Source organism: Enterobacter cloacae complex sp. HYC033_NIDB (genome assembly GCF_056673335.1).
The window spans coordinates 217,147-244,025 of record NZ_CP115123.1; the positions used below are offsets into that span (position 1 = coordinate 217,147).

General features: G+C 56.8%; 17 protein-coding genes. 10 read left to right on the plus strand and 7 right to left on the minus strand.

Annotated elements, in window-relative coordinates; genetic code table 11:
• Positions 1–34 precede the first annotated feature (34 nt).
• The 5 genes from mtgA to lptF form a co-directional block, all read right to left on the minus strand.
• Positions 35–760 (minus strand): monofunctional biosynthetic peptidoglycan transglycosylase, encoded by a 726-nt coding sequence (gene mtgA / locus O1721_RS01075; protein ID WP_015571986.1) that lies wholly within the window; start codon positions 758–760, stop codon positions 35–37.
• Complete coding sequence (elbB, locus tag O1721_RS01080; protein WP_015571987.1) at positions 757–1,410, minus strand: isoprenoid biosynthesis glyoxalase ElbB; 654 nt, start codon at positions 1,408–1,410, stop codon at positions 757–759. The genes mtgA and elbB overlap by 4 nt, the downstream gene beginning before the upstream one ends.
• A gap of 232 nt (positions 1,411–1,642) precedes the next feature.
• Positions 1,643–3,976: an aerobic respiration two-component sensor histidine kinase ArcB gene (gene arcB, locus O1721_RS01085; RefSeq protein ID WP_017382727.1), complete on the minus strand. Its 2,334-nt coding sequence runs from the start codon at positions 3,974–3,976 to the stop codon at positions 1,643–1,645.
• A gap of 137 nt (positions 3,977–4,113) precedes the next feature.
• The gene (gene lptG, locus O1721_RS01090) at positions 4,114–5,196 is read right to left on the minus strand and encodes an LPS export ABC transporter permease LptG (RefSeq protein WP_001147540.1); all 1,083 of its coding nucleotides are present in this window, start codon (positions 5,194–5,196) and stop codon (positions 4,114–4,116) included.
• Positions 5,196–6,296, minus strand: a complete 1,101-nt coding sequence (gene lptF, locus O1721_RS01095) for an LPS export ABC transporter permease LptF (RefSeq protein WP_003861881.1) — start codon at positions 6,294–6,296, stop codon at positions 5,196–5,198. The genes lptG and lptF overlap by 1 nt, the downstream gene beginning before the upstream one ends.
• 265 nt (positions 6,297–6,561) lie before the next feature.
• Here lptF and pepA point away from each other — a divergent pair, with 265 nt between their 5' ends.
• The 5 genes from pepA to ahr all read left to right on the plus strand — a co-directional run bounded on the left by pepA (position 6,562) and on the right by ahr (position 13,222).
• Positions 6,562–8,073, plus strand: coding sequence for a leucyl aminopeptidase (gene pepA / locus O1721_RS01100; RefSeq protein ID WP_003861882.1), 1,512 nt, complete (start codon positions 6,562–6,564; stop codon positions 8,071–8,073).
• Between the two features lie 120 nt (positions 8,074–8,193).
• Positions 8,194–8,637: a DNA polymerase III subunit chi gene (holC, locus tag O1721_RS01105; RefSeq protein WP_003861884.1), complete on the plus strand. Its 444-nt coding sequence runs from the start codon at positions 8,194–8,196 to the stop codon at positions 8,635–8,637.
• The gene (locus tag O1721_RS01110; RefSeq protein WP_017382726.1) at positions 8,637–11,492 is read left to right on the plus strand and encodes a valine--tRNA ligase; all 2,856 of its coding nucleotides are present in this window, start codon (positions 8,637–8,639) and stop codon (positions 11,490–11,492) included. The genes holC and O1721_RS01110 overlap by 1 nt, the downstream gene beginning before the upstream one ends.
• A 123-nt stretch (positions 11,493–11,615) precedes the next feature.
• Entirely contained in the window at positions 11,616–12,119 is a 504-nt protein-coding gene (locus O1721_RS01115) for a GNAT family N-acetyltransferase (protein WP_003861887.1), read from the plus strand.
• Positions 12,120–12,202: 83 nt separating this feature from the next.
• Complete coding sequence (ahr, locus tag O1721_RS01120; RefSeq protein ID WP_017382725.1) at positions 12,203–13,222, plus strand: NADPH-dependent aldehyde reductase Ahr; 1,020 nt, start codon at positions 12,203–12,205, stop codon at positions 13,220–13,222.
• A 92-nt stretch (positions 13,223–13,314) separates the two neighbouring features.
• Here ahr and O1721_RS01125 read toward each other — a convergent pair whose 3' ends face one another.
• Positions 13,315–14,961, minus strand: coding sequence for a dihydroxyacetone kinase subunit DhaK (locus tag O1721_RS01125; protein WP_032649667.1), 1,647 nt, complete (start codon positions 14,959–14,961; stop codon positions 13,315–13,317).
• A 137-nt stretch (positions 14,962–15,098) separates the two neighbouring features.
• On the opposite strand from O1721_RS01125, the gene O1721_RS01130 reads away from it, so the two are divergent.
• A complete protein-coding gene (locus O1721_RS01130; RefSeq protein WP_032649669.1) occupies positions 15,099–16,601 on the plus strand; it encodes a helicase HerA-like C-terminal domain-containing protein in 1,503 nt (500 codons plus the stop codon).
• Here the strand turns inward: O1721_RS01130 and mnmL are convergent.
• Positions 16,581–17,522 carry a tRNA modification radical SAM protein MnmL/YtqA gene (gene mnmL, locus O1721_RS01135; RefSeq protein WP_096152317.1) on the minus strand — a complete coding sequence of 314 codons (942 nt, stop codon included), beginning with the start codon at positions 17,520–17,522 and terminating at the stop codon, positions 16,581–16,583. The two genes, O1721_RS01130 and mnmL, sit on opposite strands and share 21 nt — an antisense overlap.
• Before the next feature lie 687 nt (positions 17,523–18,209).
• Between mnmL and gltB the strand changes: the two genes are divergently transcribed.
• From gltB to O1721_RS01155, 4 genes are all read left to right on the plus strand, one after another.
• Positions 18,210–22,670, plus strand: coding sequence for a glutamate synthase large subunit (gene gltB, locus O1721_RS01140; protein WP_032649671.1), 4,461 nt, complete (start codon positions 18,210–18,212; stop codon positions 22,668–22,670).
• A gap of 9 nt (positions 22,671–22,679) precedes the next feature.
• On the plus strand, positions 22,680–24,098 hold the full coding sequence (gltD, locus tag O1721_RS01145) for a glutamate synthase subunit GltD (protein WP_017382721.1): 1,419 nt from the start codon (positions 22,680–22,682) through the stop codon (positions 24,096–24,098).
• A gap of 187 nt (positions 24,099–24,285) precedes the next feature.
• Positions 24,286–25,536, plus strand: coding sequence for a cytosine permease (gene codB / locus O1721_RS01150; RefSeq protein ID WP_017693905.1), 1,251 nt, complete (start codon positions 24,286–24,288; stop codon positions 25,534–25,536).
• Positions 25,526–26,818, plus strand: a complete 1,293-nt coding sequence (locus O1721_RS01155) for a cytosine deaminase (protein WP_015571997.1) — start codon at positions 25,526–25,528, stop codon at positions 26,816–26,818. Before codB ends, O1721_RS01155 begins: the two co-directional genes overlap by 11 nt.
• The last annotated feature ends 61 nt before the right edge of the window (positions 26,819–26,879 follow it).

A 26,879-nucleotide genomic window follows, 5' to 3' on the forward strand; every position in this document is an offset into this window, starting at 1 on the left:
GCCATGTCGGCGGGTAGCGCTGCGCTTACCCGCCCTACCTAAGATTATTTCGCTCCATAAACCCTTCCCCACCCAGCTGACGCATCTGGCGCATAATCCACGCCTGGCGGCTTCGCACGTAGCCTGACGGGGCGCTGGCCTTAAAACGCAGCGGGTTCGGCAGCACGGCGGCAAGCAGTGCCGCTTCGGACATAGTCAGCCTGCTGGCGGGCTTGCCAAAATAGCGCTGCGATGCCGCTTCGACACCAAATACGCCGTCACCAAATTCCGCGATATTCAGGTAGACGGTTAAAATGCGTTTTTTGCTCCACACCGTCTCGACGCCCAGCGTCAGCCCGGCCTCCAGCCCTTTTCTCACCCAGCTGCGACCGTCCCATAAGAACAGGTTTTTTACCGTCTGCTGAGAAAGCGTCGATGCGCCGCGGACGCGGTTTTCATGACGTTCATTATGATCCAGCGCCTTCTCGATAGCCGCCACGTCAAAACCCCAGTGCTCCGGGAATTTCTGATCTTCTGCCGCAATGACCGCCAGCCCCATCCACGGCGAGATTGCATCCATGCTGACCCAGTCAGAATGGGCAACATAGCCAAAATCCCCAGAGAGCCAGGCGCTAATCTGCCGCTCTGCCATCACGGCCGAGAACGGGACGGGCAGGATGCTGAACAGCGCAATACCGCCGCCCCAGAACACGGCCAGGACCAGCACAATACGCAGCAGGATCCGTTTTAACCACCCGCCGGGGGAGAATTTACGACTCATTCGGTCAGGACCAGCACTCTGTCCACCAGCTTTTCAATGCCTGCGGCAGCCTCGGCGATGTTCTGCGCCAGCATATACGCTGGCGTGGTGATGATCTTGTTGTCCTCGTCCACCACAATGTCGTCTACCGGACATGGCACGTGTTCGCCGCCCATATCCTCGACAATCTCAGCGGTATCAATGTCGGTTCCGATCGTGAGCCGCAGCGGGAAATCAAAAATTTTCGGCAGCATGGCCGGCGCAATGCAGATAAAGCCCTGCGGCTTACCTGCCGCATGCATCGCCAGCGATAGCGCTTTCAAATCGGGATCGACATGACACGCCGTGCCTTCCGTTGCAAACGTGCTCAGGTTTTTCGCCGCGCCAAAACCGCCCGGCACGATGAGCGCATCAAGCTCAGCGGCATCGGCCTGTGCCAGCGGGTGAATATCGCCGCGCACAATACGCGCCGCTTCAATCAGCACGTTACGGCTTTCCGCCATTGGCTCGCCGGTGAGATGATTAATCACGTCTGCCTGGGTTTTATCCGGGGCGAAGCAGATAACGTCTGCCCCCTGGCGCGATAATGCCAGCAGCGTTAATACGGTTTCATGTATCTCTGAACCATCGTAAACACCACATCCGCTCAGCACGACACCAATCTTTTTCATTCTGACGATCCTTCTATGCAACTCGCTGAAGCACATTAAAAATTCTGATTAAAACGCTATGCTTCACACATTTCACTGATTCATGTAACAAACTGTTTAAGATTTGCTATCTTATCTGCGTGCGGCCTCAATTTTCAGGCGGCGTCCATGCGAAAACAACCCATAAAAATCAGGCGCAGCCACGATTTCCCTGGTGTTGGCGCAGTATTCGCGCACCCCGGTATAGCCGGGGTCATTTTTTTCTGGCATCCACCCAGGCTTTCAGCACTGCCACATCGTTTTGCCACTCTTGTTTCATCTCTTCGACCCAATCACCTACGTTATCTTCCCAGGCAGGTAAATCAGGAGACTGAATCTGTTGGCCCAGCTGCTGGAGATGGCGTAACCCGACAGATCCTGCCGCGCCTTTGATTTTATGTCCCTCTTCGACGATGCCCTTCTGGTCACGCGCCGTCAGGTTGGATTCGAGCACGTTCAGATAGCCCGGCATCATTTTTTCGAACACGGCGAGGCCATCGGTGATCAGTTTTGGTCCCACCAGATCGATATACTGCTCCAGCATGGCGGTATCCAGTATCGTTTGGGCTTTAGCGCTATCAACAGACGTCATGGTGCTCTCCTCTTCATCACAGGTATCCCAGAACTTCTTGATCATCGCCGTCAGGGCGGGTACCGCCAGCGGCTTGCTGAGCACATCGTCCATACCGGCCTCGAGATACTCTTTTTTATCTTTCAACACGTTTGCGGTCAACGCCACCAGCGGCGGCAGCTCGTCAGGAGCATATTTACGCGTCAGCTCGCGGGAGATATCCAGCCCGGTCATGTCCGGTAGCTGAATATCGAGCAGCACCAGGTCATACTCGCCCGGCGTGAACATCTCCAGCGCGGCTTTGCCGGTCATCGCCACATCCACGCTGTTACCGAGTTTTTCCAGTACCGACCGGGCGACAATGACGTTCAGCTCAATATCTTCCACCAGCAGGACGTGCAGGGCTGGCAGCGGCATATCGTCGTTCTCAAACGTATCTTCCACCTCTTCCGCCACGGCAGGCGCGTGGACGGTAAGCGTAAAGGTGGAGCCTTTACCCGGCTGGCTGGCAACGGTGATATCCCCGCCCATACTTTTCGCCAGACGTTTCGACACCGCCAGTCCAATGCCCGTACCGGTCGCCGGTTTACCGCCGTGGCTGTCTTTAACCTGATAATACATGGCGAAGATCTTATCCTGCTCCTCCTGAGGAATGCCGATACCCGAGTCCTCAACTTCAAAGTGCAGCATGTCGCCTTCGTCATAGCGAATGCGCACCGCAACCTGCCCCTTCTGGGTAAACTTCACGGCGTTGCTGATGAGGTTCCACAAGATCTGCCGCAGACGTGTGCCGTCCGTCACCACTTTATGCGGCAATGGCAGCGTTGGCTCCATCACAAAGCTCAACCCTTTTTGCTGAGCCTGTAAACCTGACAGGTTTTCCAGGTCCGCGAGGAAACCGGTAAAATCAACCGGCTGGTTGTCGAGCTGAACTTTACGGCGTTCCATCTTATCCATGTCGATAATATCATTGAAGATATTGCCCAGCGTGACCGCCGAGACGTGGATCGTTTTCAGGTATTTTTCCTGCTCGCTGGTCAGCTCGGTATCCAGCAGAATGCGGCTCAGCCCCACAATGCCATTCAGCGGGGTGCGCAGTTCATGGCTGATGGTGGAGATGAAGGTTGTTTTATCCCGGCTGGCGCGCTCCAGCGCATCCTGATAGCGCTTACGCTCGGTGATATCGCGGCCAAAGCCCATCAGACCATGACGTTTCCCCACCCGGTCGTAATAAGGCACTTTGCGGATCTCAAAGCAGGCTTTGCGCCCGTCAGGATAGTCCAGCCACTGCTCATAGGTCAGCGAAACGTTATGGCGGAAGACCTTTTCATCCGTCTCCATCACTTTTGCTGCCGCCTCTTCGGAATAGACATCCTGAGGTTTCAGGTGGATCAGCTGCTTTTCGCTTTTCCCGGTCAACAGTTCCATGGCCCGGTTACAGCCGGAGAACTCTTTATCTTCATTACGGTAGAACACCAGATCCGGCGACGCATCGAGGAACGAGCGCAGGAAAGAGGATTGCTGTTCAAGCTGGATCTGCGTCACTTCACGCTCTTTCATCTCAACTTTTAGCTGCTCAAGCGTGGTCTGACGCTCGGCTTCCGCCTTCTCACGGTCTGAAATTTCCTGATTCAGCTGGGCAATGTTGTCCTTGAGCTGGACGTTGAGTTTGAGATCGCGCTCGCGCATCTCTTCCAGCTTATCCACCAGTTTCGATAAACGCTGTCGGGACTCCTCCAGCTGCTCAACCACCACGGAGAGAAAATAGACCGCCCATGGGGTAATCAGCAGGCCAAAGAAAATAGAGCGGATCACGTCGATGCTCTCGACCTGACCATGCAGAACCATGGTCACGGCCATTTGCACGACGATGGCCAGAACGACCAGCGCCAGCGCCAGCAGCATGGAAAAACGCACCAGCCCGAGCTTCATCATCAGGTCGACGTAGTACTGGGCCAGCATTCGAATTTGCTTCATAGAGGATCCCTTCACGACTTTATCGCTCAATAATACTCAAATTCACGGCGAGGCGTTGAAGGTTGTGAGAAAAAGTGCGGGGTGAAACAGGAGATTAGCCTCGCCCCCGGGCAACCGGGAGCGAGGAAGAAGGTTTATCAGGAGCGTTTTAGCAGCATCCAGAGGCTGATCAGGAAGAAACTGGCGCTCGGCAACAGTGCGCCGATAATTGGCGGAATGCCATACACCAGCGTCAGCGGACCGAAAATCTGATCGAGGACGTAGAACACAAAACCAAAGCTGATACCGGTTACCACGCGAACCCCCATCGGCACGCTACGCAGCGGTCCAAAGATGAACGATAGCGCCATCAGCATCATCACGGCCACGGACAGCGGCTGGAAGATTTTGCTCCACATGTTGAGCTGGTAACGCCCCGCATCCTGTCCGCTCGATTTCAGATACTTCACGTAATTATGCAGACCGCTGATGGAGAGCGCATCGGGATCGAGCGCTACCACCCCAAGCTTGTCCGGCGTCAGGTTGGTTTTCCAGGTACCGCTAACGGTCTGCGAACCGGTGATCTGTTTCGGGTTCGTCAGGTCAGATTCATCAACCTGGGATAACCGCCACAGCTTGTTGTTCGCATCAAATTTAGCGGAGGCGGCATAACGCACCGACTGTAAACGACGATCGTTATTGAAGGCATAGATACTCACGCCGCCCAGTTCATCGTCCCCTTTCACGCGTTCGATATAGACAAAGTTCTGACCATCTTTCGCCCATAATCCCTGCTGCGTGGAGAGCAGTGAACCGCCGTACATAGCCTGAGCACGGTAGTTACGCGCCATCTGTTCGCCCTGCGGCGCGACCCATTCGCCAATCGCCATGGTCAACAGCACCAGCGGGATCGCGGTTTTCATCACCGACAGCGCAACCTGCATACGGGTAAAACCCGATGCCTGCATCACCACCAGCTCGCTACGCTGAGCCAGCATCCCCAGGCCCAGCAGCGCCCCCAACAGGGCCGCCATCGGGAAGAAGATCTGCACATCTTTTGGTACGCTGAGCAGGGTATACATCCCGGCGCCCAACGCGTCATAACTCCCCTGCCCGGCTTTTTTCAGCTGGTCGACAAATTTGATAATGCCCGAGAGCGACACCAGCATGAACAGGGTCATCATGATGGTGGTGAAAATCGTTTTACCGATATAGCGGTCAAGTACGCCAAACGCCTGCATTAGATGGCTCCTTTACGCGTAAACCGGGCACGAAGACGACGCACAGGCACCGTGTCCCACAAGTTGAGTCCGACTGCCAGCAGCAGATACAAACCATTCACGACCCAGGTCCAGATCATCGGGTCAATTTTTCCTTTCCCGCCGTTAGACTTGATTGAGGTTTGCAGCAGGAAGAACACCAGATACAGCAGCATCGCTGGCAGCATCGACAGCACGCGGCCCTGGCGCGGGTTTACCACGCTCAGCGGAACCACCATCAGCGCCATCATAAATACGGTGAATACCAGCGTGATACGCCAGTGCAGTTCAGCACGCGCACGATCGGTATCGGTATTCATTAAGGTGCGCATATCCATCTGCTCAGTATCCGTGGGATCGAGCGCGACGGCCTGATGGCCAATGATGGCCTGGTAGTTCTGAAAATCGGTAATACGGAAGTCGCGCAGCATAGCCGTGCCTTCGAAACGCGTTCCTTTGTTCAGCGTGACAACCTGAGAGCCGTCTTTACGCTGAGACAGCTGACCGGAGTCCGCCACCACCACAGAAGGCCGAGCGTTACCTTTCGGGCGCAGTTGAGCAAGAAACACGTCATTGAAGCGGTTGCCATCGACGCTTTCGATAAACAGCACGGAGTTACCGTCGGTAGCCTGCTGGAACTGCCCCTGCGCCAGCGCCGCCAGCCCCGGGTTAGCTTTTGCTTCCGCCAGCACCTCATCCTGATGACGAGAGGAGGTCGGCCCCGCCCACATGACGTTAACCGCGGCAACAATGCCCGTAAACAGCGCCAGCACCATGGCTGCTTTTACCAGTACGGCTTTACTGAGGCCGCAGGCATGCATCACGGTGATTTCACTTTCGGTATAGAGCTTACCCAGGGTCATCAGCAGACCAAGGAACAGGCTTAACGGCAGGATAAGCTGCGCCATTTCCGGCACGCCAAGCCCGAGCAGGGAAAGCACCAGATTCGTTGGGATTTCGCCATCAACCGCCGCGCCGAGGATCCTGACCAGCTTCTGACAGAAAAAGATCAGAAGGAGGATAAAGAGGATCGCCAGTTGGCTCTTCAGCGTCTCCCGAACCAGATATCTTATGATTATCACTTTAAATACGCCCGTTAAAACTCGTCTTATGCAGGAATTTAGCTTGTTTCATGGCTTAAACGTCATTTATTCTCTTGAGTCGTCGAAATCATCGCTAAGATTAAAAAACCCGGCGGATTCGCGCTTCATGACATTTATTGACGTGTCGAAACCGTAGTAACGTAAGATTAACACGAAGTCACCACAACGGCGGACATGAGTTACGAAAGGTTTCAATTCTATCCGTAGCCGCCGCCGTTGTCTTTAAGATTCAGGAGCGTAGTGCATGGAGTTCAGTGTAAAAAGCGGTAGCCCGGAGAAACAGCGGAGTGCCTGCATCGTTGTGGGCGTCTTTGAACCACGCCGACTCTCCCCGATCGCCGAGCAACTCGATAAAATCAGCGACGGCTATATCAGCGCCCTGCTGCGCCGTGGCGAACTGGAAGGCAAACCAGGGCAGACCCTGTTGCTGCACCATGTTCCGAACGTCCTGTCCGAGCGTATTCTGCTGATTGGCTGTGGTAAAGAACGTGAGCTTGATGAGCGCCAGTACAAGCAGGTTATTCAGAAAACCATTAATACACTGAATGATACTGGTTCGATGGAAGCCGTCTGCTTCCTGACGGAGCTGCACGTTAAGGGCCGCAACACGTACTGGAAAGTGCGTCAGGCCGTCGAAACCGCAAAAGAGAGCCTCTACAGCTTTGATCAGCTGAAGACCACCAAAAGCGAGCCGCGTCGCCCGCTGCGTAAAATGGTCTTTAACGTGCCAACCCGTCGCGAGCTGACCAGCGGCGAGCGCGCTATTCAGCACGGTCTGGCCATTGCCGCCGGTATTAAAGCGGCAAAAGATCTTGGCAATATGCCGCCAAACATCTGTAACGCCGCGTACCTGGCATCTCAGGCGCGCCAGCTGGCTGACGCCTACAGCAAGAACGTCATCACCCGCGTTATCGGCGAACAGCAGATGAAAGAGCTGGGGATGCACTCTTATCTGGCGGTCGGTAACGGCTCCCAGAACGAATCCCTGATGTCGGTCATTGAGTACAAGGGTAATCCGTCTGAAGATGCGCGTCCCATCGTGCTCGTCGGTAAAGGGCTGACCTTCGACTCCGGCGGTATCTCCATCAAGCCTTCAGAAGGCATGGATGAGATGAAATACGACATGTGCGGCGCGGCGGCGGTTTACGGCGTCATGCGCATGGTCGCGGAACTTCAGTTGCCCATCAACGTGATCGGCGTGCTGGCGGGCTGCGAAAACATGCCTGGCGGCCGCGCTTATCGTCCGGGTGATGTGCTGACCACCATGTCCGGCCAGACCGTTGAGGTGCTGAACACCGACGCCGAAGGCCGTCTGGTGCTGTGCGACGTGCTGACCTACGTTGAGCGCTTCGAACCTGAAGCGGTGATCGACGTGGCAACGCTGACCGGCGCCTGCGTGATTGCGCTGGGCCACCACATCACCGGCCTGATGTCGAACCACAACCCGCTGGCGCATGAGCTGATCGGCGCGTCCGAGCAGGCCGGCGACCGCGCGTGGCGTCTGCCGCTGGGGGACGAGTTCCAGGAACAGCTGGAGTCTAACTTCGCAGACATGGCGAACATCGGCGGTCGTCCTGGCGGAGCAATTACCGCGGGCTGCTTCCTGGCGCGCTTTACCCGCAAGTACAACTGGGCGCACCTGGACATCGCGGGGACCGCATGGCGCTCCGGTAAAGCCAAAGGCGCGACCGGACGTCCGGTGGCGCTGCTGTCGCAGTTCCTGCTCAATCGTGCGGGTTTTAACGGCGACGAGTGATGTAAAACGCCGGGTGGCGGCTACGCCTTACCCGGCCTACACGCCACTCAACCGTAGGCCGGGTAAGCGAAGCGCCACCCGGCTTTGCATTTAAATCCACGACAAGAAGCCCCATATATTATGAAGAATGCAACGTTCTACCTTCTGGACAATGACACCCATCAGGATGGCCTCAGCGCCGTTGAACAGCTGGTGTGTGAAATTGCCGCAGAACGTTGGCGCGCAGGTAAACGCGTCCTGATTGCCTGTGAAGATGAGCAGCAGGCGATTCGCCTGGATGAAGCGCTATGGGCGCGCCCGCCGGAGAGTTTTGTTCCGCATAACCTGTCGGGCGAAGGTCCACGCGGCGGGGCACCGGTGGAGATTGCCTGGCCGCAAAAACGCAACAGCAGCGCGCGCGACATTCTCATTAGCCTGCGGACAGACTTTGCAGATTTTGCCACCGCTTTCACAGAAGTGGTAGACTTTGTCCCTTACGAAGAATCCTTGAAACAACTGGCGCGCGAACGCTACAAAGCGTACCGCCTGGCCGGTTTTAACCTGAATACGGCAACCTGGAAATAATGGAAAAGACATATAACCCACGCGATATCGAACAGCCGCTTTACGAGCACTGGGAACAGCAGGGCTATTTCAAGCCTAACGGCGACGAAAGCAAAGAGTCCTTCTGCATCATGATCCCGCCGCCGAACGTCACCGGCAGTTTGCATATGGGGCATGCTTTCCAGCAGACCATCATGGATACCATGATCCGCTACCAGCGCATGCAGGGCAAAAATACCCTGTGGCAGGCGGGGACTGACCACGCGGGTATCGCGACCCAGATGGTGGTTGAGCGTAAAATTGCCGCTGAAGAGGGTAAAACCCGCCACGACTACGGTCGCGACGCGTTCATCGACAAAATCTGGCAGTGGAAGGCAGAATCCGGCGGCACCATTACCCGTCAGATGCGCCGTCTCGGCAACTCCGTAGACTGGGAGCGCGAGCGCTTCACCATGGATGAAGGCCTGTCCAACGCCGTGAAAGAAGTCTTTGTGCGCCTGTACAAAGAAGACCTGATTTATCGTGGCAAGCGCCTGGTCAACTGGGACCCGAAACTGCGCACCGCCATCTCTGACCTGGAAGTGGAAAACCGCGAGTCTAAAGGCTCCATGTGGCACATCCGCTATCCGCTGGCCGACGGCGCAAAAACCGCCGACGGTAAAGATTACCTGGTGGTGGCGACCACCCGTCCGGAAACCCTGCTGGGCGATACCGGCGTGGCCGTTAACCCGGAAGATCCGCGTTATAAAGATCTGATCGGCAAATTCGTGGTGCTGCCGCTGGTGAACCGCCGTATTCCGATTGTGGGCGACGAACACGCCGACATGGAAAAAGGCACCGGCTGCGTGAAAATCACCCCGGCGCATGACTTCAACGACTATGAAGTCGGTCGTCGTCATCAACTTCCGATGATCAACATTCTGACCTTCGACGGCGATATCCGCGAAAGCGCAGAAGTGTATGACACCAAAGGCAACGAATCCGACGTTTATTCCAGCGACATCCCGGCTGAGTTCCAGAAGCTGGAGCGCTTTGCCGCGCGTAAAGCCATCGTAGCCGCCGTTGACGCACTCGGCCTGCTGGAAGAGATTAAACCTCACGATCTGACCGTGCCGTACGGCGACCGTGGCGGCGTGGTTATCGAGCCAATGCTGACCGACCAGTGGTACGTGCGTGCCGACGTGCTGGCGAAACCGGCTGTGGAAGCGGTTGAAAACGGCAGCATTCAGTTCGTGCCTAAGCAGTACGAAAACATGTACTTCTCCTGGATGCGCGATATTCAGGACTGGTGTATTTCCCGTCAGCTGTGGTGGGGTCACCGTATCCCGGCGTGGTACGACAACGAAGGCAATGTCTACGTTGGCCGCACCGAAGAGGAAGTGCGTCAGGAAAACAACCTGGGCGCTGACGTTGCCCTGCGCCAGGACGAAGACGTGCTGGATACCTGGTTCTCCTCCGCACTGTGGACCTTCTCTACCCTCGGCTGGCCGGAAAACACCGACGCGCTGCGTCAGTTCCATCCAACCAGCGTGATGGTATCCGGCTTCGACATCATCTTCTTCTGGATCGCCCGCATGATCATGATGACCATGCACTTCATCAAAGACGAAGACGGCAAGCCGCAGGTTCCGTTCCATACCGTCTACATGACCGGCCTGATCCGCGACGACGAAGGCCAGAAGATGTCCAAATCCAAGGGTAACGTTATCGACCCGCTGGATATGGTGGACGGTATCTCTCTGGAAGAGCTGCTGGAAAAACGTACCGGCAACATGATGCAGCCGCAGCTGGCGGAGAAAATCCGCAAGCGTACCGAGAAGCAGTTCCCGAACGGGATCGAATCTCACGGTACCGACGCCCTGCGCTTCACCCTGGCGGCGCTGGCCTCCACCGGTCGTGACATCAACTGGGATATGAAGCGTCTGGAAGGTTACCGTAACTTCTGTAACAAGCTGTGGAACGCCAGCCGCTTCGTGCTGATGAACACCGAAGATCAGGATTGCGGCTTTAACGGCGGCGAAATGACCCTGTCTCTGGCAGACCGCTGGATCCTGGCGGAATTTAACCAGACGGTGAAAGCATTCCGCGACGCGCTGGACAGCTACCGCTTCGACATCGCGGCAGGCATTCTGTACGAATTCACCTGGAACCAGTTCTGCGACTGGTACCTGGAGCTGGCGAAGCCGGTCATGAACGGCGGTTCTGAAGCGGAACTGCGCGGCACGCGTAATACGCTGATTACCGTTCTGGAAGGTCTGCTGCGCCTTGCGCACCCGATCATTCCGTTCATCACCGAAACCATCTGGCAGCGCGTGAAGGTGATTGCCGGTATTAATGCCGATACCATCATGCTCCAGCCGTTCCCGGCATTCGACGCCGCGAAAGTGGATGAAGCCGCGTCTGCGGATACCGAGTGGCTGAAGCAGGCGATCGTTGCGGTACGTAACATCCGCGCGGAAATGAACATCGCTCCGGGTAAACCACTGGAGCTGCTGCTGCGCGGTTGCAGCGAAGCTGCCGTTCGTCGCGTCACCGAGAACAACACCTTCCTGAAAACCATGGCGCGTCTGGAAAGCATCACCGTGCTGCCTGCCGATGACAAAGGTCCGGTTTCCGTGACCAAAATCATCGACGGCGCGGAGCTGCTGATCCCGATGGCGGGCCTGATCGACAAAGATGCGGAGCTGGCGCGTCTGGCGAAAGAAGTGGCGAAAGTCGACGTGGAAATTGGCAAAATCGAAAGCAAACTGGCGAACGAGGGCTTTGTGGCCCGCGCGCCGGAAGCGGTCATCGCCAAAGAGCGTGAGCGTCTGGTTGCCTTCGCCGATGCGAAGACCAAACTGATCGAGCAGCAGGCGGTTATCGCGGCGCTGTAATGCTTTTACCCCTTACGCTTCAGGGCGTAAGGGGTATCCTTCCTGAAAACTCCTCGCTTGCACTCCCCTTTCTGCGGTGCTATTAACAGCAGTTGTGTGTCAATTTTTGTCATGAGTAATGCTATGAGCGTGATTACCCCCGTCGCGACGACAATGCGTCGGATCACTGAGCAGGACAACCCGGCTATCGCCGCCGTTATCCGCACGGTTTCTGCCGAATATGGCCTGACCGCCGACAAAGGCTACACCGTGGCCGACCCAAATCTGGACGAACTTTTTCAGCTGTACAGCCAGCCGGGTCATGCCTACTGGGTCATCGAGCAGGACGGCCAGGTCGTGGGCGGCGGCGGCATTGCCCCACTGCTTTGCAGCGAGCCGGATATCTGTGAACTCCAGAAAATGTATTTCCTGCCAACGATACGCGGACAAGGCCTGGCGAAAAAGCTGGCGCTGGTCGCCCTGGAACATGCACGCTCACAGGGCTTTAAACGTTGCTACCTTGAAACCACCGCTTTCCTTAAAGAGGCCATTGGCCTGTATGAACATCTCGGCTTTGAGCATATCGATGCGCCACTGGGCTGCACGGGCCACGTGGACTGCGAAGTCAGGATGCTGAAAAGTCTGTAAGTTTTGTTCCTGCCGTCTTCTGTTAAGCGTCTGTAAACTGAATGCTCTACACTCACAGTTCACACCAAAACAGGGGAAATGCGATGTCGAAGATAAAAAGCTACGCCGCACCGCAGGCGGGTGCAGAACTTGAGCTGTACGAGTACGATGCGGGCGAACTAAAAGCGGAAGACGTCGAAGTACAGGTTGATTACTGCGGGATCTGCCACTCAGATCTCTCGATGATCGATAACGAATGGGGCTTCTCCAGCTATCCGCTGGTGGCCGGGCACGAAGTCATTGGCCGCGTCGTGGCGCTCGGCAGCGCCGCGCAGGACAAAGGGCTGAAAGTGGGCCAGCGCGTGGGTATCGGCTGGACGGCACGCAGCTGCGGCCACTGCGACGCCTGTATCAGCGGCAACCAGATCAACTGCCTTGAGGGCGCAACGCCGACCATCCTGAACAAGGGAGGTTTCGCCGATAAGCTGCGCGCCGACTGGCAATGGGTTATCCCGCTGCCGGACAGCATTGATATCGAATCCGCCGGTCCGCTGCTGTGTGGCGGTATCACCGTCTTTAAACCGCTGCTGATGCATCACGTCACCGCCACCAGCCGCGTGGGCGTGATCGGGATTGGCGGTCTGGGCCATATCGCCATCAAGCTGCTGCACGCGATGGGCTGTGAAGTCACGGCGTTTAGCTCTAACCCGGCGAAAGAGCAGGAAGTGCTGGCGATGGGTGCGGATAAAGTGGTGAACAGTCGCGATCCCCAGGCGCTCACCGCTCTGGCAGGCCAGTTTGACCTGATCATCAACACCGTGAACGTCGATCTCGACTGGCAGCCGTACTTTGAAGCCCTGGCCTACGGCGGTAACTTCCACACCGTGGGTGCGGTGATGAAGCCGCTGCCGGTTCCGGCGTTTACCCTGATCGGCGGGGATCGCAGCGTGTCAGGCTCCGCGACCGGTACACCGTACGAGCTGCGCAAGCTGATGAAGTTTGCCGGACGCACAAAAGTGGCACCCACCACCGAGCTGTATCCGATGTCAAAAATCAACGAAGCGATCCAGCACGTGCGCGACGGCAAAGCCCGCTACCGCGTGGTGTTGAAAGCGGATTTCTGATGTGAGATTGCCGGGGAATGTGCGGCCTGATGCCCTCACCCCAACCCTCTCCCACAGGGAGAGGGCGCAAACACTAAAAACGGTAACGGTTGTTACCGTTTTGCATCTACCATGGTCTTAAACACTTCCGCCACCGCGACCGCCCCCGGATCCATCACCCCGTCCAGATTCTCTTTATTCACGTACGACGAGCGTCCCGCGCCGGCTTTCGCCATTTTCGCCGTTGCTTCAGCCCCTTGCTGCGCGGCCTGCGCTGCCGCCTGAATATTGCCTTTCTGTAACGCCTCCAGCGCCGGTTGCAGGGCATCGATCAGCGTACGATCGCCGAGATCTGCACCGCCATACTGCTTCATCTGCGCCAGTCCGCTCAGCAATGCTTCAGGTAGCGACTGTCCATCGTGAAGCTTTTGTCCTGCCGCCGTGAAGAAGATCGACATCAATACGCCGCTCGATCCGCCCATCACCGTTGCCAGCCGCTCCCCCACCAGCAGGAGTAATGTCGGCACGTCGTTAAGGGGCAGGTTGTTCTCCTCAAGTCGCTGCGCAATATCCCGCGCCCCTTGCGCAAAGGTGGAGCCCGTATCGCCATCGCCTACTTTGGCATCCAGCGCGTTAAGGCGATTTTCCAGCTGGATCAATGTTTTCGTTACCGAGGCGACGGCCTCGCTCACCTGCGGATTGTCCGACGGGGTATATTCCACGCGATCATGAAGGGCGCTATGGGGGACGGTACGCAGGGGCGCGAACGCGACGGGCTTCTGCCAGCCCAGCGTCTCGACCTCGGCGTGAATCGCCTTCTCGAAGAAATCGTTGAGCTTTAACAGCGTTAGCGAAAAGCCTTTCATATCCAGAGCACTCACCAGCGGCGCCGGGCCAATCAGATACGCAATGTTCTCTTTCAACGCCGAATGCGCCAGCTCTTTGGTGAGCAGAGCCATCTCCAGCGCTGACACGCCGCCGAGGTTGTTGATCAGCACCGCAAAGCGCCCGTCACCCGCCTGGGCTTTTAGCGGCGTCACCAGCGTATCGATAATCGCCCTGCTGTTCTGCGTATCCACCACCGATGCCCCCGGCTCGCCGTGAATCCCGAGCCCCAGCTCCACGTGGCCTTGCCTGATGCGTCCTTCTTCATCATCGCTACCCGGCAGGTTACAGGTTTGCATCGCAACCCCCAGGCTCCAGAGGTTATCGCAGGCCTGTTGCGCAATATCCCGCACGTCGTTTAGCGATTTCCCCTGTTCTGCCGCATATCCCGCAATCTTATGCACCAGCGCCGTTCCCGCGATACCACGCGGCTGCTTGTTATCCGGTAGGGCGATATCATCCGCCACGATAACCATCTCGACCTTCAGGCCGTAGCGTTTGGCTTTTTCCGCCGCCAGGCCAAAGTTAAGCCGGTCACCGGTGTAGTTTTTCACAATCAGCAGGCAGCCACGATCGCCCGTCACCGCCACAATGGCATTGAGGACCGCATCGACGCTTGGGGAAGCGAACAGATCGCCACACACCGCTGCGGTAAGCATGCCTTTACCGACGAACCCGGCATGTGCCGGTTCATGGCCGGAGCCGCCACCGGAGATCACCGCCACGCGGCTTTTATCCCAGTCGCCGCGAGCCACCACGCGGATGGCCGGATCGATATCCAGTTTGACGAGATTACCGTGCGGCGCGGAGAGAAGTATGCCTTCAATGGCATCGTTGACAAGCTGTTTGCGGTCGTTAAAAAAGAATCTGGACATAGTTTCCCAAAATTTTGTTTACCGTATGCAAAAGCATAGTCCGCACTGGATAATGCGCCGCAAAGTGAGGAATTTACGCAGACATTTTGCCGTCAGGTTGCCTATACTCCACCCAGGACTACGAGAGGACGTGCATCATGAGTACACCATTGTTAATCGCCAGGACGCTGGAAAAAGAGCTGTTTTTACTGCCCGCGATGGCGAACCGTCATGGCCTGATCACCGGCGCGACCGGGACGGGAAAAACCGTCACCCTGCAAAAGCTGGCTGAGTCGTTGTCAGAGACTGGCGTGCCGGTTTTTATGGCTGACGTGAAGGGCGATTTAACCGGGGTGGCTCAGGAAGGTGCAGCGTCAGAAAAACTCCTCGAGCGCCTGAAAAATATCGGCATCACCGACTGGACGCCGCACGGTAATCCGGTGGTGGCCTGGGATATCTTCGGCGAAAAAGGCCATCCGGTGCGCGCCACCGTCTCCGACCTCGGCCCGCTGCTGCTGGCCCGTCTGCTTAACCTCAACGACGTGCAGTCCGGGGTACTGAACATTATCTTCCGTATCGCCGACGATCAGGGGCTACTGCTGCTCGACTTCAAAGATCTGCGCGCCATCACCCAGTACATTGGCGATAACGCCAAATCCTTCCAGAACCAGTACGGCAATATCAGCAGCGCCTCGGTGGGCGCCATTCAGCGTGGGCTCCTGACGCTGGAGCAACAGGGTGCCGAACACTTCTTCGGCGAGCCAATGCTGGATATCAAAGACTGGATGCGTACCGACAGCAGCGGCAAAGGCATCATCAACATTCTGAGCGCAGAGAAGCTCTACCAGATGCCGAAGCTTTACGCCGCCAGCCTGCTGTGGATGCTCTCTGAACTGTACGAACAACTGCCGGAAGCAGGCGATCTGGAAAAACCCAAACTGGTGTTCTTCTTTGACGAAGCGCACCTGTTGTTTAACGACGCGCCGCAGGTGCTGCTGGATAAAATTGAACAGGTTATCCGCCTGATCCGCTCCAAAGGCGTCGGGGTCTGGTTTGTGTCGCAAAACCCGTCGGATATTCCGGACAACGTACTGGGGCAGTTGGGTAACCGCGTGCAGCACGCCCTGCGCGCCTTTACCCCGAAAGATCAGAAAGCGGTGAAAGCCGCGGCGCAAACCATGCGCGCCAATCCGGCCTTTGATACCGAAACCGCCATTCAGGCGCTGGGTACCGGTGAAGCGCTGATTTCGTTCCTCGATGCAAAAGGCAGCCCGACAGTTGTCGAGCGTGCGATGGTGATTGCGCCCTGCTCGCGCATGGGGCCGGTAACGGACGATGAACGCAACGCCCTGATTAATCACTCCCCGGTGTACGGGAAGTATGAAGACGAGGTGGATCGCGAATCCGCGTTCGAGATGCTGCAAAAAGGGGTGCAGGCGGCTGCCGAATCGCAGGATGCCCCTGCCGCAAAAGGGCAATCTGTTGCCGTGGACGACGGCATTCTCGGCGGGCTGAAAGATATTCTGTTCGGCAGCACCGGGCCACGCGGCGGCAAACGCGATGGCGTGGTTCAGACCATGGCAAAAAGTGCGACGCGTCAGATTACCAACCAGATAGTACGCGGCATGCTGGGAAGTCTGCTAGGCGGCCGTCGCCGGTAGCGGGGGAACCCACGGGCGGCCAAGCGCCGACCCCTGTACGCCGTTCTCCTGTAGATAGCGGTCGATTTCCAGCATCCCCGTCCAGCGGTTCTCACACCAGAGCGGTGCCAGAAGCGTTGGGCGGCGGGCGCTGGCCGAGATGCGGTGGTAAACAATCTCCGGAGGCGTGTGGCGAATCATCTCCCCCGCCGTCACCGTATAGTCGTCGAGTTCGATACCACTTAACCGCCCCGCTTCCCATGCTTTCGCCATTATGCTGCCCTTCACGATATGCAGCGGATGCAGCTTAATGCCATCCACGCCGGTCTCGACGACTTTTTCCAGCGTTTCCAGCCCGTGCTGCTGCCCTTCTCCTGGCAAGCCGACAATCAGATGCGAGCAGACTTTTAATCCACGCTCACGGGCGAGACGCGTGGTGCGCTGGTAGCAGGCGAAATCATGCCCGCGATTGATACGGTGCAGGGTTTTGTCATGCGCGGTCTGCAAGCCCAGCTCCAGCCAGATCTCGTAGCCCTTCTCTTTGTACTCACTAAGTAAATCCAGCACGGCCTCCGGCACGCAGTCCGGACGCGTCCCCACGCACAGCCCGACAATGTTCGCTTGAGCAACCGCCTGCTGATACATCGAGCGCAGCACCTGCACCTCAGCCCACGTGCTGGTGTAGGCCTGGAAATAGGCCAGATATTGCTTCGCGCGGTTCACCAGACTCGCCTGATGGGCGAGCTGTTCAGCGATAGATTTATGCTGCTGGGCCTCGTCAGCAAACGAGGCCACGTTACAGAAAGTGCAGCCACCACGCCCGATGGTGCCATCGCGATTCGGGCAGCTAAAGCCGCCGTGCAGCGTCAGTTTGTGAACCTTTTGTCCGTAGCGCTGCAAAAGATCCCCACCAAACATATTGACTAATTTCTGTAACTGCATAATCTGATAGACCGTCCCGAAGAAAGGGGACAAGCCTGCCATTTTTAGCCTCTGTCGGCGATGACCTGGATCAATCGCCCTGGACGGCCTTTATCTGTTTGAATAAATAATCACGATTACCGAGATTTCATTCACCCTGTACGTAATTACTTTTCCTTATGTTCTGATGGTTTTTTTCATTTATAGCGCCAGGACTGAAAAACAGTGATTTTATGCGGGTTTGAATGCAACACCAGATTAATATTCTGCTATAAATCTGCATTTCAGCACGCTGCATCGATAATACCGCTTTCATATAGTGAGTCAGATCACACTCCCCTGCACCTCCCCGGTGCTTTAAGTGGTTGTAAAAATAGTTAAATACATATTAAAAACAAAAAGATAACTACGCTTTAGCACATTTTTGTATAAATAAGATTGCCATTTGACCTGTGTACCAATTCCCGATAAGTTGGAAATCCGCTGGAAGCTTTCTGGATGAGCGGCCTGCTCATCATATTTATGCAGTAATTGAGATTCCCTCTGAAGCAAGTCCTCAAACTTGTTTACCTGCGCGAAAGGATGAAAAAGAGGGCGAATGCGAGGTCCGCGTATGAAACGCTAACCCCGTCGCCATGCTCTTTCTGCGCCTGTGCGCCACGGTAAAGTTCAGTGGGAAGCCCGACGAGCCTGGGGAGGTTCACTGATATGTTGTACGATAAATCCCTTGAGAAGGATAACTGTGGTTTCGGCCTGATCGCCCACATAGAAGGCGAACCTAGCCACAAGGTAGTGCGTACTGCTATTCACGCACTGGCCCGTATGCAGCACCGTGGCGCCATCCTTGCCGATGGTAAAACCGGCGACGGTTGCGGCCTGCTGCTGCAAAAACCGGATCGTTTCTTCCGTATCGTAGCGGAAGAGCGCGGCTGGCGTTTAGCCAAAAACTACGCTGTCGGTATGCTGTTCCTGAATCAGGATCCTGAAAAAGCTGCCGCCTCACGCCGCATCGTTGAAGAAGAACTTCAGCGTGAAACCCTGTCGATCGTCGGCTGGCGCGATGTGCCAACCAACGAAGGGGTGCTCGGTGAAATCGCCCTCTCCTCGCTGCCTCGTATTGAACAGATTTTTGTCAACGCGCCTGCGGGCTGGCGTCCGCGTGATATGGAACGCCGTCTGTTTATCGCCCGCCGCCGCATTGAAAAACGTCTTCAGGACGATAAAGAGTTCTACGTCTGTAGCCTCTCTAACCTGGTGAACATCTATAAAGGTCTGTGTATGCCGGCTGACCTGCCGCGCTTCTACCTGGACCTGGCGGACCTGCGTCTGGAATCGGCCATTTGCCTGTTCCACCAGCGCTTCTCCACCAACACCGTTCCACGCTGGCCGCTGGCGCAGCCGTTCCGCTACCTGGCGCATAACGGCGAGATCAACACCATCACCGGCAACCGCCAGTGGGCCCGCGCCCGTACCTATAAATTCCAGACACCGCTGATCCCGGACCTGCACGATGCCGCGCCGTTCGTGAACGAAACCGGCTCGGACTCCAGCTCCATGGATAACATGCTGGAACTGCTGCTGGCGGGCGGGATGGATATTGTGCGCGCCATGCGTCTGCTCGTGCCACCGGCCTGGCAGAACAACCCGGATATGGACCCTGAGCTGCGCGCGTTCTTCGACTTTAACTCCATGCACATGGAGCCGTGGGACGGCCCGGCGGGCATCGTTATGTCCGACGGTCGTTTTGCCGCCTGTAACCTGGACCGTAACGGTCTGCGTCCGGCACGCTACGTCATTACCAAAGACAAGCTCATCACCTGTGCCTCTGAAGTCGGGATCTGGGATTACCAGCCTGACGAAGTGGTCGAGAAAGGCCGCGTCGGTCCGGGCGAGCTGATGGTGATCGACACCCGCGGTGGGCGTATTCTGCATTCCGCCGAAACCGACAACGATCTGAAGAGCCGCCATCCGTACAAAGAGTGGATGGAGAAAAACGTGCGTCGTCTGGTGCCGTTTGAAGATCTGTCGGACGAAGAAGTGGGCAGCCGCGAGCTGGACGATGACACCCTCGCGAGCTTCCAGAAGCAGTTTAACTACAGCGCGGAAGAGCTGGACTCGGTTATCCGCGTGCTCGGCGAAAACGGCCAGGAAGCGGTCGGCTCAATGGGTGACGATACCCCGTTTGCCGTGCTCTCCAGCCAGCCACGCATTATTTATGACTACTTCCGTCAGCAGTTTGCGCAGGTCACTAACCCGCCAATCGATCCGCTGCGCGAAGCCCACGTCATGTCGCTGGCCACCAGCATCGGCCGTGAGATGAACGTCTTCTGTGAAGCTGAAGGCCAGGCGCACCGTCTGACCTTTAAATCACCGATCCTGCTGTACTCCGATTTCAAACAGCTCACCACCATGACCGAGGAGCACTATCGCGCCGACACGCTCGATATCACCTTCGACGTGACCGAAACGAGCCTCGAAGAGACGGTGAACGCGCTGTGCGATAAAGCCGAGCAGATGGTGCGTAACGGCACCGTTCTGCTGGTGCTGTCTGACCGCAACATCGCGAAAAACCGTCTGCCGGTGCCTGCACCCATGGCGGTGGGGGCTATCCAGACGCGTCTGGTGGACAAGAGCCTGCGCTGCGACGCCAACATCATCGTTGAAACCGCGAGCGCGCGCGACCCGCACCACTTTGCGGTGCTGTTAGGCTTTGGCGCCACGGCAATCTACCCGTATCTGGCCTACGAAACGCTGGCCCGCCTGGTAGATACCCGCGCGATCGACAAAGACTACCGCGCCGTGATGCTGAACTACCGTAACGGCATCAACAAAGGTCTGTACAAAATCATGTCCAAAATGGGCATCTCGACCATCGCCTCTTACCGCTGCTCGAAGCTGTTTGAAGCGGTCGGTCTGCATGACGAGGTCGCGAATCTCTGCTTCCAGGGCGTGGTCAGCCGTATCGGCGGTGCCGGTTTTGCTGACTTCCAGCAGGATCTGGTGAACCTCTCGAAGCGCGCCTGGCTGGCACGTAAGCCGCTGGAACAGGGCGGTCTGCTGAAATATGTCCACGGGGGTGAGTATCACGCTTATAACCCGGACGTGGTGCGCACGCTGCAACAGGCGGTGCAGAGCGGCGAGTACAGCGATTATCAGCAGTATGCAGAGCTGGTGAACAACCGTCCGGCAGCGACGCTGCGCGATCTCATTGCCCTCAATCCGGGTGATGAAGCGGTCAGCATTGACGAGGTTGAACCCGCGTCTGAGCTGTTCAAACGTTTCGACACCGCGGCGATGTCTATCGGCGCGCTGAGCCCGGAAGCGCACGAAGCGCTGGCGGAAGCCATGAACAGCATCGGCGGCAACTCCAACTCCGGGGAAGGCGGTGAAGATCCGGCCCGCTATGGCACCAATAAAGTGTCCCGTATTAAGCAGGTGGCGTCTGGTCGCTTTGGCGTAACGCCTGCGTACCTGGTTAACGCCGACGTGATTCAGATTAAAGTCGCGCAGGGTGCGAAACCGGGTGAAGGCGGTCAGCTGCCGGGTGATAAAGTCACCCCATACATCGCTAAGCTTCGTTATTCAGTGCCGGGCGTGACGCTGATCTCCCCGCCGCCGCACCACGATATCTACTCTATCGAGGATCTGGCGCAGCTGATTTTCGACCTGAAACAGGTCAACCCGAAAGCGATGATCTCCGTGAAGCTGGTTTCCGAACCGGGCGTTGGCACCATTGCCACCGGCGTGGCGAAAGCTTATGCGGATCTGATCACCATCGCCGGTTACGACGGCGGCACCGGCGCAAGCCCGCTCTCCTCCGTGAAATACGCGGGTTGTCCGTGGGAGCTTGGCCTGGTGGAAACCCAGCAGGCGCTGGTCGCTAACGGCCTGCGTCACAAGATCCGTTTGCAGGTGGACGGCGGACTGAAAACTGGCCTCGACATCATCAAAGCGGCGATTCTGGGAGCGGAAAGCTTCGGCTTTGGTACCGGCCCGATGGTTGCGCTCGGCTGTAAATACCTGCGTATTTGCCACCTGAACAACTGTGCAACGGGCGTTGCTACCCAGGACGAAAAGCTGCGTAAAAATCACTACCACGGCCTGCCGTTCAAAGTGACCAACTACTTTGACTTCATCGCCCGTGAAACCCGCGAGCTGATGGCGCAGCTGGGCGTGAAGCGTCTGGTAGACCTGATTGGCCGTACCGACCTGCTGAAAGAGCTTGAGGGCTTCACGGCCAAGCAGCAGAAGCTGGAGCTGTCTAAGCTGCTGGAAACCGCTCAGCCGCATCCTGGCAAAGCAGTTTACTGTACCGAGAACAACCCGCCGTTCGACAACGGCGTGCTGAACGCACAGCTGCTGCAACAGGCGAAGCCGTATGTGGATGAGAAGCAGAGCAAAACGTTCTGGTTTGATATCCGCAACACCGACCGTTCCGTGGGTGCGTCCCTCTCCGGTTACATCGCGCAAACGCACGGTGACCAGGGTCTGGCGTCGGATCCGATTACCGCGCATTTCAGCGGTACCGCGGGTCAGAGCTTCGGCGTGTGGAACGCAGGCGGAGTTGAGTTATACCTGACCGGCGATGCCAACGACTACGTCGGAAAAGGCATGGCGGGCGGTCTGCTGGCGGTGCGTCCTCCGGTTGGTTCAGCCTTCCGCAGCCATGAAGCGAGCATCATCGGCAATACCTGTCTGTACGGCGCAACCGGCGGTCGTCTGTTTGCCGCGGGCCGTGCGGGCGAACGTTTTGCGGTGCGTAACTCCGGCGCCATCACCGTGGTGGAAGGCATCGGCGATAACGGCTGTGAATACATGACGGGCGGAATTGTGTGCGTCCTGGGTAAAACCGGCGTGAACTTTGGCGCGGGCATGACGGGCGGTTTTGCCTACGTCCTGGATGAAGACGGTGAGTTCCGCAAACGCGTGAACCCGGAGCTGGTGGAAGTGCTGGACGTTGATACGCTGGCCATCCACGAAGAACACCTGCGCGGTTTAATTACCGAACACGTGCAGCATACCGGTTCTTCGCGCGGCGAAGAGATCCTGGCCAACTGGCCGGCGTTCTCTGCGAAATTCGCGCTGGTGAAGCCGAAGTCCAGCGATGTTAAAGCCCTGTTGGGTCACCGTAGTCGTAGCGCAGCAGAGCTGCGCGTGCAGGCGCAGTAAGGAATTCAGATGAGCCAGAACGTTTACCAGTTTATCGACCTTCAGCGTGTTGATCCGCCAAAGAAACCGCTGAAGATCCGTAAAATTGAATTTGTTGAAATCTATGAGCCGTTTTCAGAAGGCCAGGCCAAAGCACAGGCAGACCGCTGCCTGTCCTGCGGTAACCCTTACTGCGAATGGAAGTGTCCGGTCCATAACTACATCCCGAACTGGCTGAAGCTGGCCAACGAAGGGCGTATTTTTGAAGCCGCCGAGCTGTCTCATCAGACCAACACCCTGCCGGAAGTGTGCGGCCGCGTGTGCCCTCAGGATCGCCTGTGTGAAGGCTCCTGTACGCTGAACGACGAGTTTGGCGCGGTAACCATCGGCAACATCGAACGCTATATCAACGATAAAGCGTTCGAGATGGGCTGGCGCCCGGATATGACCGGTGTGCGTCAAACCGACAAGCGCGTAGCGATTATCGGCGCGGGCCCGGCAGGCCTGGCCTGTGCGGACGTGCTGACCCGTAACGGCGTGAAGGCGGTGGTCTTTGATCGCCACCCGGAGATTGGCGGCCTGCTGACCTTCGGTATCCCGGCCTTCAAGCTGGAGAAAGAGGTGATGACCCGCCGCCGCGAAATCTTCACCGGCATGGGCATTGAGTTCAAACTCAACACCGAAGTGGGCCGCGACGTGCAGCTCGACGACCTGCTGAAAGATTACGACGCCGTGTTCCTGGGCGTAGGCACTTATCAGTCCATGCGCGGTGGTCTGGAGAACGAAGATGCGCCAGGCGTGTACGACGCGCTGCCGTTCCTGATTGCGAATACCAAACAGCTAATGGGCTACGGCGAGACCGCCGATGAGCCGTTCGTCAGCATGGAAGGCAAACGCGTGGTGGTGCTGGGCGGCGGTGATACCGCGATGGACTGCGTGCGTACCTCCATTCGCCAGAATGCGGCGCATGTCATCTGTGCCTACCGTCGTGACGAAGAGAACATGCCGGGCTCTAAGCGCGAAGTGAAAAACGCACGTGAAGAGGGCGTCGAGTTCCAGTTCAACATCCAGCCTCTGGGTATTGAAGTGAATGCCAACGGTAAAGTGAGCGGCGTGAAGATGGCGCGCACGGAGATGGGTGCGCCAGATGCGAAAGGCCGTCGTCGCGCGGAGATCGTGGCCGGTTCTGAACACGTGATCCCGGCTGACGCCGTGGTGATGGCGTTTGGTTTCCGTCCTCACAGCATGGAGTGGCTGGCGAAGCACAGCGTAGAGCTGGACTCTCAGGGCCGCATCATTGCGCCAGAAGGCAGCGATAACGCGTTCCAGACCAGCAACCCGAAAATCTTCGCCGGTGGCGACATCGTTCGCGGCTCTGACCTGGTGGTCACGGCGATTGCCGAAGGCCGTAAAGCGGCTGACGGGATCATGAACTTCCTGGAAGTGTAAGCCCCTCTGACTCCCCGGCAGAAGCATAAAGCGGAACGCTGGGGAGCCTGTTTTCAGTAGCCTACCCTTAAGTTAATGGTGCCTTTTTAAGCAAAAAAGCAGCGTAAATCCCGACGTAAACGTTTGCTTTCGTGAAAAAAATGTATATTATGCGGCGGATTTTTTGGCCAAAATTCAAGGAGGCGTTGTGTCGCAAGATAACAATTATAGCCAGGGCCCCGTCCCTCTGGCGGCGCGGAAAGGCGTGGTTCCACTCACTTTTGTGATGTTAGGGTTAACGTTTTTTTCCGCCAGTATGTGGACCGGAGGCACGCTCGGTACCGGTCTTTCCTATAATGATTTCTTCCTCGCAGTTCTCTTCGGCAATCTCCTCCTCGGTATTTACACTGCTTTTCTTGGCTACATTGGCGCAAAAACCGGCCTCTCAACCCATCTTCTTGCGCGTTACTCGTTCGGTATAAAAGGTTCCTGGCTTCCCTCCATGCTTTTAGGCGGTACGCAGGTAGGGTGGTTTGGCGTCGGCGTAGCGATGTTTGCCATCCCGGTGAGTAAAGCCACGGGCATCGACGTGAACATCCTGATTGCAGTTTCCGGCCTGTTGATGACGTTAACCATTTTTTTTGGCATCTCGGCACTGACGATTTTATCCATCATCGCCGTACCCGCTATCGTCATCCTGGGTAGCTACTCCGTCTGGCTGGCGGTGGACGGCGTGGGAGGATTGGACCACCTCAAATCCATTGTGCCGCAGACGCCGCTCAACTTTTCCAGCGCGCTGGCGCTGGTCGTAGGCTCGTTTATCAGCGCAGGCACGCTGACCGCCGACTTCGTCCGCTTTGGCCGCAATGCCAAAGGTGCCGTTCTGGTGGCGATGGTGGCATTTTTCCTTGGCAACTCGCTGATGTTTATCTTCGGTGCGGCAGGCGCTGCCGCCGTAGGACAGGCCGATATTTCTGACGTGATGATCGCCCAGGGACTGCTGCTGCCGGCCATTGTCGTTCTTGGCCTGAATATCTGGACCACCAATGACAACGCGTTGTACGCCTCTGGTCTGGGTTTCGCCAATATTACTGGTCTTTCCAGCCGTACGCTGTCGGTGGTTAATGGCATTATCGGTACGCTGTGCGCGCTGTGGCTATACAACAACTTCGTTGGCTGGCTGACCTTTTTGTCGGCAGCGATTCCGCCGGTTGGCGGGGTGATTATCGCCGACTACCTGATTAATCGCCGCCGCTATGCCAGCTTCGACCACGCAAAATTTGTGTCCGTTAACTGGATTGCCATTTTCTCGGTCGCCCTGGGTGTTGCTGCCGGGCACTACATTCCGGGAATTGTCCCCGTTAACGCAGTATTGGGTGGCGTCTTCAGCTATTTGGTGTTAAACCCATTCGCCAAACGTACCCTTGCTAATCCTTCGGAGGTTTCCCATGCAGAATAATTCCCTCACTATCCGTCAGGCCCGTTTGCAGGGGCAAGAGGGTTTATGGCAAATCACGATTGAGGACGGACGCTTCAGCCGTATCGATCCTCAGGAAACCGCCTCTGCGCCAGTCGGTCAGGTGCTGGACGCCGAATGCGGGCTGGTTATCCCTCCTTTCATCGAGCCGCATATCCATCTGGATACAACGCAAACGGCGGGTGAACCGAACTGGAACCAGTCCGGCACGCTTTTCGAGGGAATCGAGCGCTGGGCCGAACGCAAGGCGATGCTTACCCACGAAGACGTTAAAACTCGCGCGATGCAGACCCTGAAGTGGCAAATCGCCAACGGCATTCAGTACGTACGTACACACGTTGACGTCTCGGACCCCACCCTTACGGCACTGAAAGCCATGCTGGAGGTGAAGCAGGAAGTCGCCCCGTGGGTCGATATGCAAATTGTGGCATTCCCGCAGGAAGGCATTCTTTCTTATCCGAACGGTGAAGAACTGCTTGAGGAAGCCGTGCGTTTAGGGGCGGATGTCATCGGCGCAATCCCCCACTTTGAATTTACGCGTGAATATGGCGTTGAGTCGCTGCATAAAACGTTTTCCCTGGCCAGAAAGTACGACCGACTGATCGATGTCCACTGTGATGAAATTGATGATGAACAATCGCGCTTCGTTGAAACCGTTGCCGCACTGGCACATCGTGACGGAATGGGTTCACGCGTGACCGCCAGCCATACCACGGCGATGCACTCCTATAATGGCGCGTATACGTCCCGACTGTTCCGCCTGTTAAAAATGTCAGGCATTAACTTCGTGGCAAACCCGCTGGTTAACACGCATTTGCAGGGCCGTTTCGATACCTATCCCAAACGCCGAGGCATCACACGCGTCAAAGAAATGCTGGAAGCGGAGATCAACGTCTGCTTTGGTCATGACGACGTTTTCGATCCGTGGTATCCGCTGGGAACCGCGAATATGCTTCAGGTTCTGCATATGGGGCTGCACGTTTGCCAACTGATGGGTTACGGGCAAATAAATGATGGGCTTAACCTGATCACTACCCACAGCGCGAAAACGCTCGATTTGCAGGACTATGGCGTGCGCGTTGGGAATACAGCAAACCTGGTGATTCTCCCGGCAGAGAATGGGTTTGATGCAGTTCGTCGCCAGACGCCGGCACGATACTCTGTTCGCCACGGCAAGGTGATTGCCGAGACGGTGCCCAGCCAGACAACCTTGCACCTGACGCAGCCGGAAGCGGTGACGTTTAAGCGCCAGAATATCGAATAACATTGCCGGATGGCGGCTGCGCCTTATCCGGCCTGCAAATTACGTTATGCCCGCAGGCCTG

Bases quoted from the DNA above. Each gene is read 5' to 3' on its own strand.
- mtgA (WP_015571986.1), bottom strand. From the start codon at position 760: ATGAGTCGTAAATTCTCCCCCGGCGGGTGGTTAAAACGGATCCTGCTG.
- elbB (WP_015571987.1), bottom strand. From the start codon at position 1,410: ATGAAAAAGATTGGTGTCGTGCTGAGCGGATGTGGTGTTTACGATGGT.
- arcB (WP_017382727.1), bottom strand. From the start codon at position 3,976: ATGAAGCAAATTCGAATGCTGGCCCAGTACTACGTCGACCTGATGATG.
- lptG (WP_001147540.1), bottom strand. From the start codon at position 5,196: ATGCAGGCGTTTGGCGTACTTGACCGCTATATCGGTAAAACGATTTTC.
- pepA (WP_003861882.1), top strand. From the start codon at position 6,562: ATGGAGTTCAGTGTAAAAAGCGGTAGCCCGGAGAAACAGCGGAGTGCC.
- holC (WP_003861884.1), top strand. From the start codon at position 8,194: ATGAAGAATGCAACGTTCTACCTTCTGGACAATGACACCCATCAGGAT.
- O1721_RS01110 (WP_017382726.1), top strand. From the start codon at position 8,637: ATGGAAAAGACATATAACCCACGCGATATCGAACAGCCGCTTTACGAG.
- O1721_RS01115 (WP_003861887.1), top strand. From the start codon at position 11,616: ATGAGCGTGATTACCCCCGTCGCGACGACAATGCGTCGGATCACTGAG.
- ahr (WP_017382725.1), top strand. From the start codon at position 12,203: ATGTCGAAGATAAAAAGCTACGCCGCACCGCAGGCGGGTGCAGAACTT.
- O1721_RS01125 (WP_032649667.1), bottom strand. From the start codon at position 14,961: ATGTCCAGATTCTTTTTTAACGACCGCAAACAGCTTGTCAACGATGCC.
- O1721_RS01130 (WP_032649669.1), top strand. From the start codon at position 15,099: ATGAGTACACCATTGTTAATCGCCAGGACGCTGGAAAAAGAGCTGTTT.
- mnmL (WP_096152317.1), bottom strand. From the start codon at position 17,522: ATGCAGTTACAGAAATTAGTCAATATGTTTGGTGGGGATCTTTTGCAG.
- gltB (WP_032649671.1), top strand. From the start codon at position 18,210: ATGTTGTACGATAAATCCCTTGAGAAGGATAACTGTGGTTTCGGCCTG.
- gltD (WP_017382721.1), top strand. From the start codon at position 22,680: ATGAGCCAGAACGTTTACCAGTTTATCGACCTTCAGCGTGTTGATCCG.
- O1721_RS01155 (WP_015571997.1), top strand. From the start codon at position 25,526: ATGCAGAATAATTCCCTCACTATCCGTCAGGCCCGTTTGCAGGGGCAA.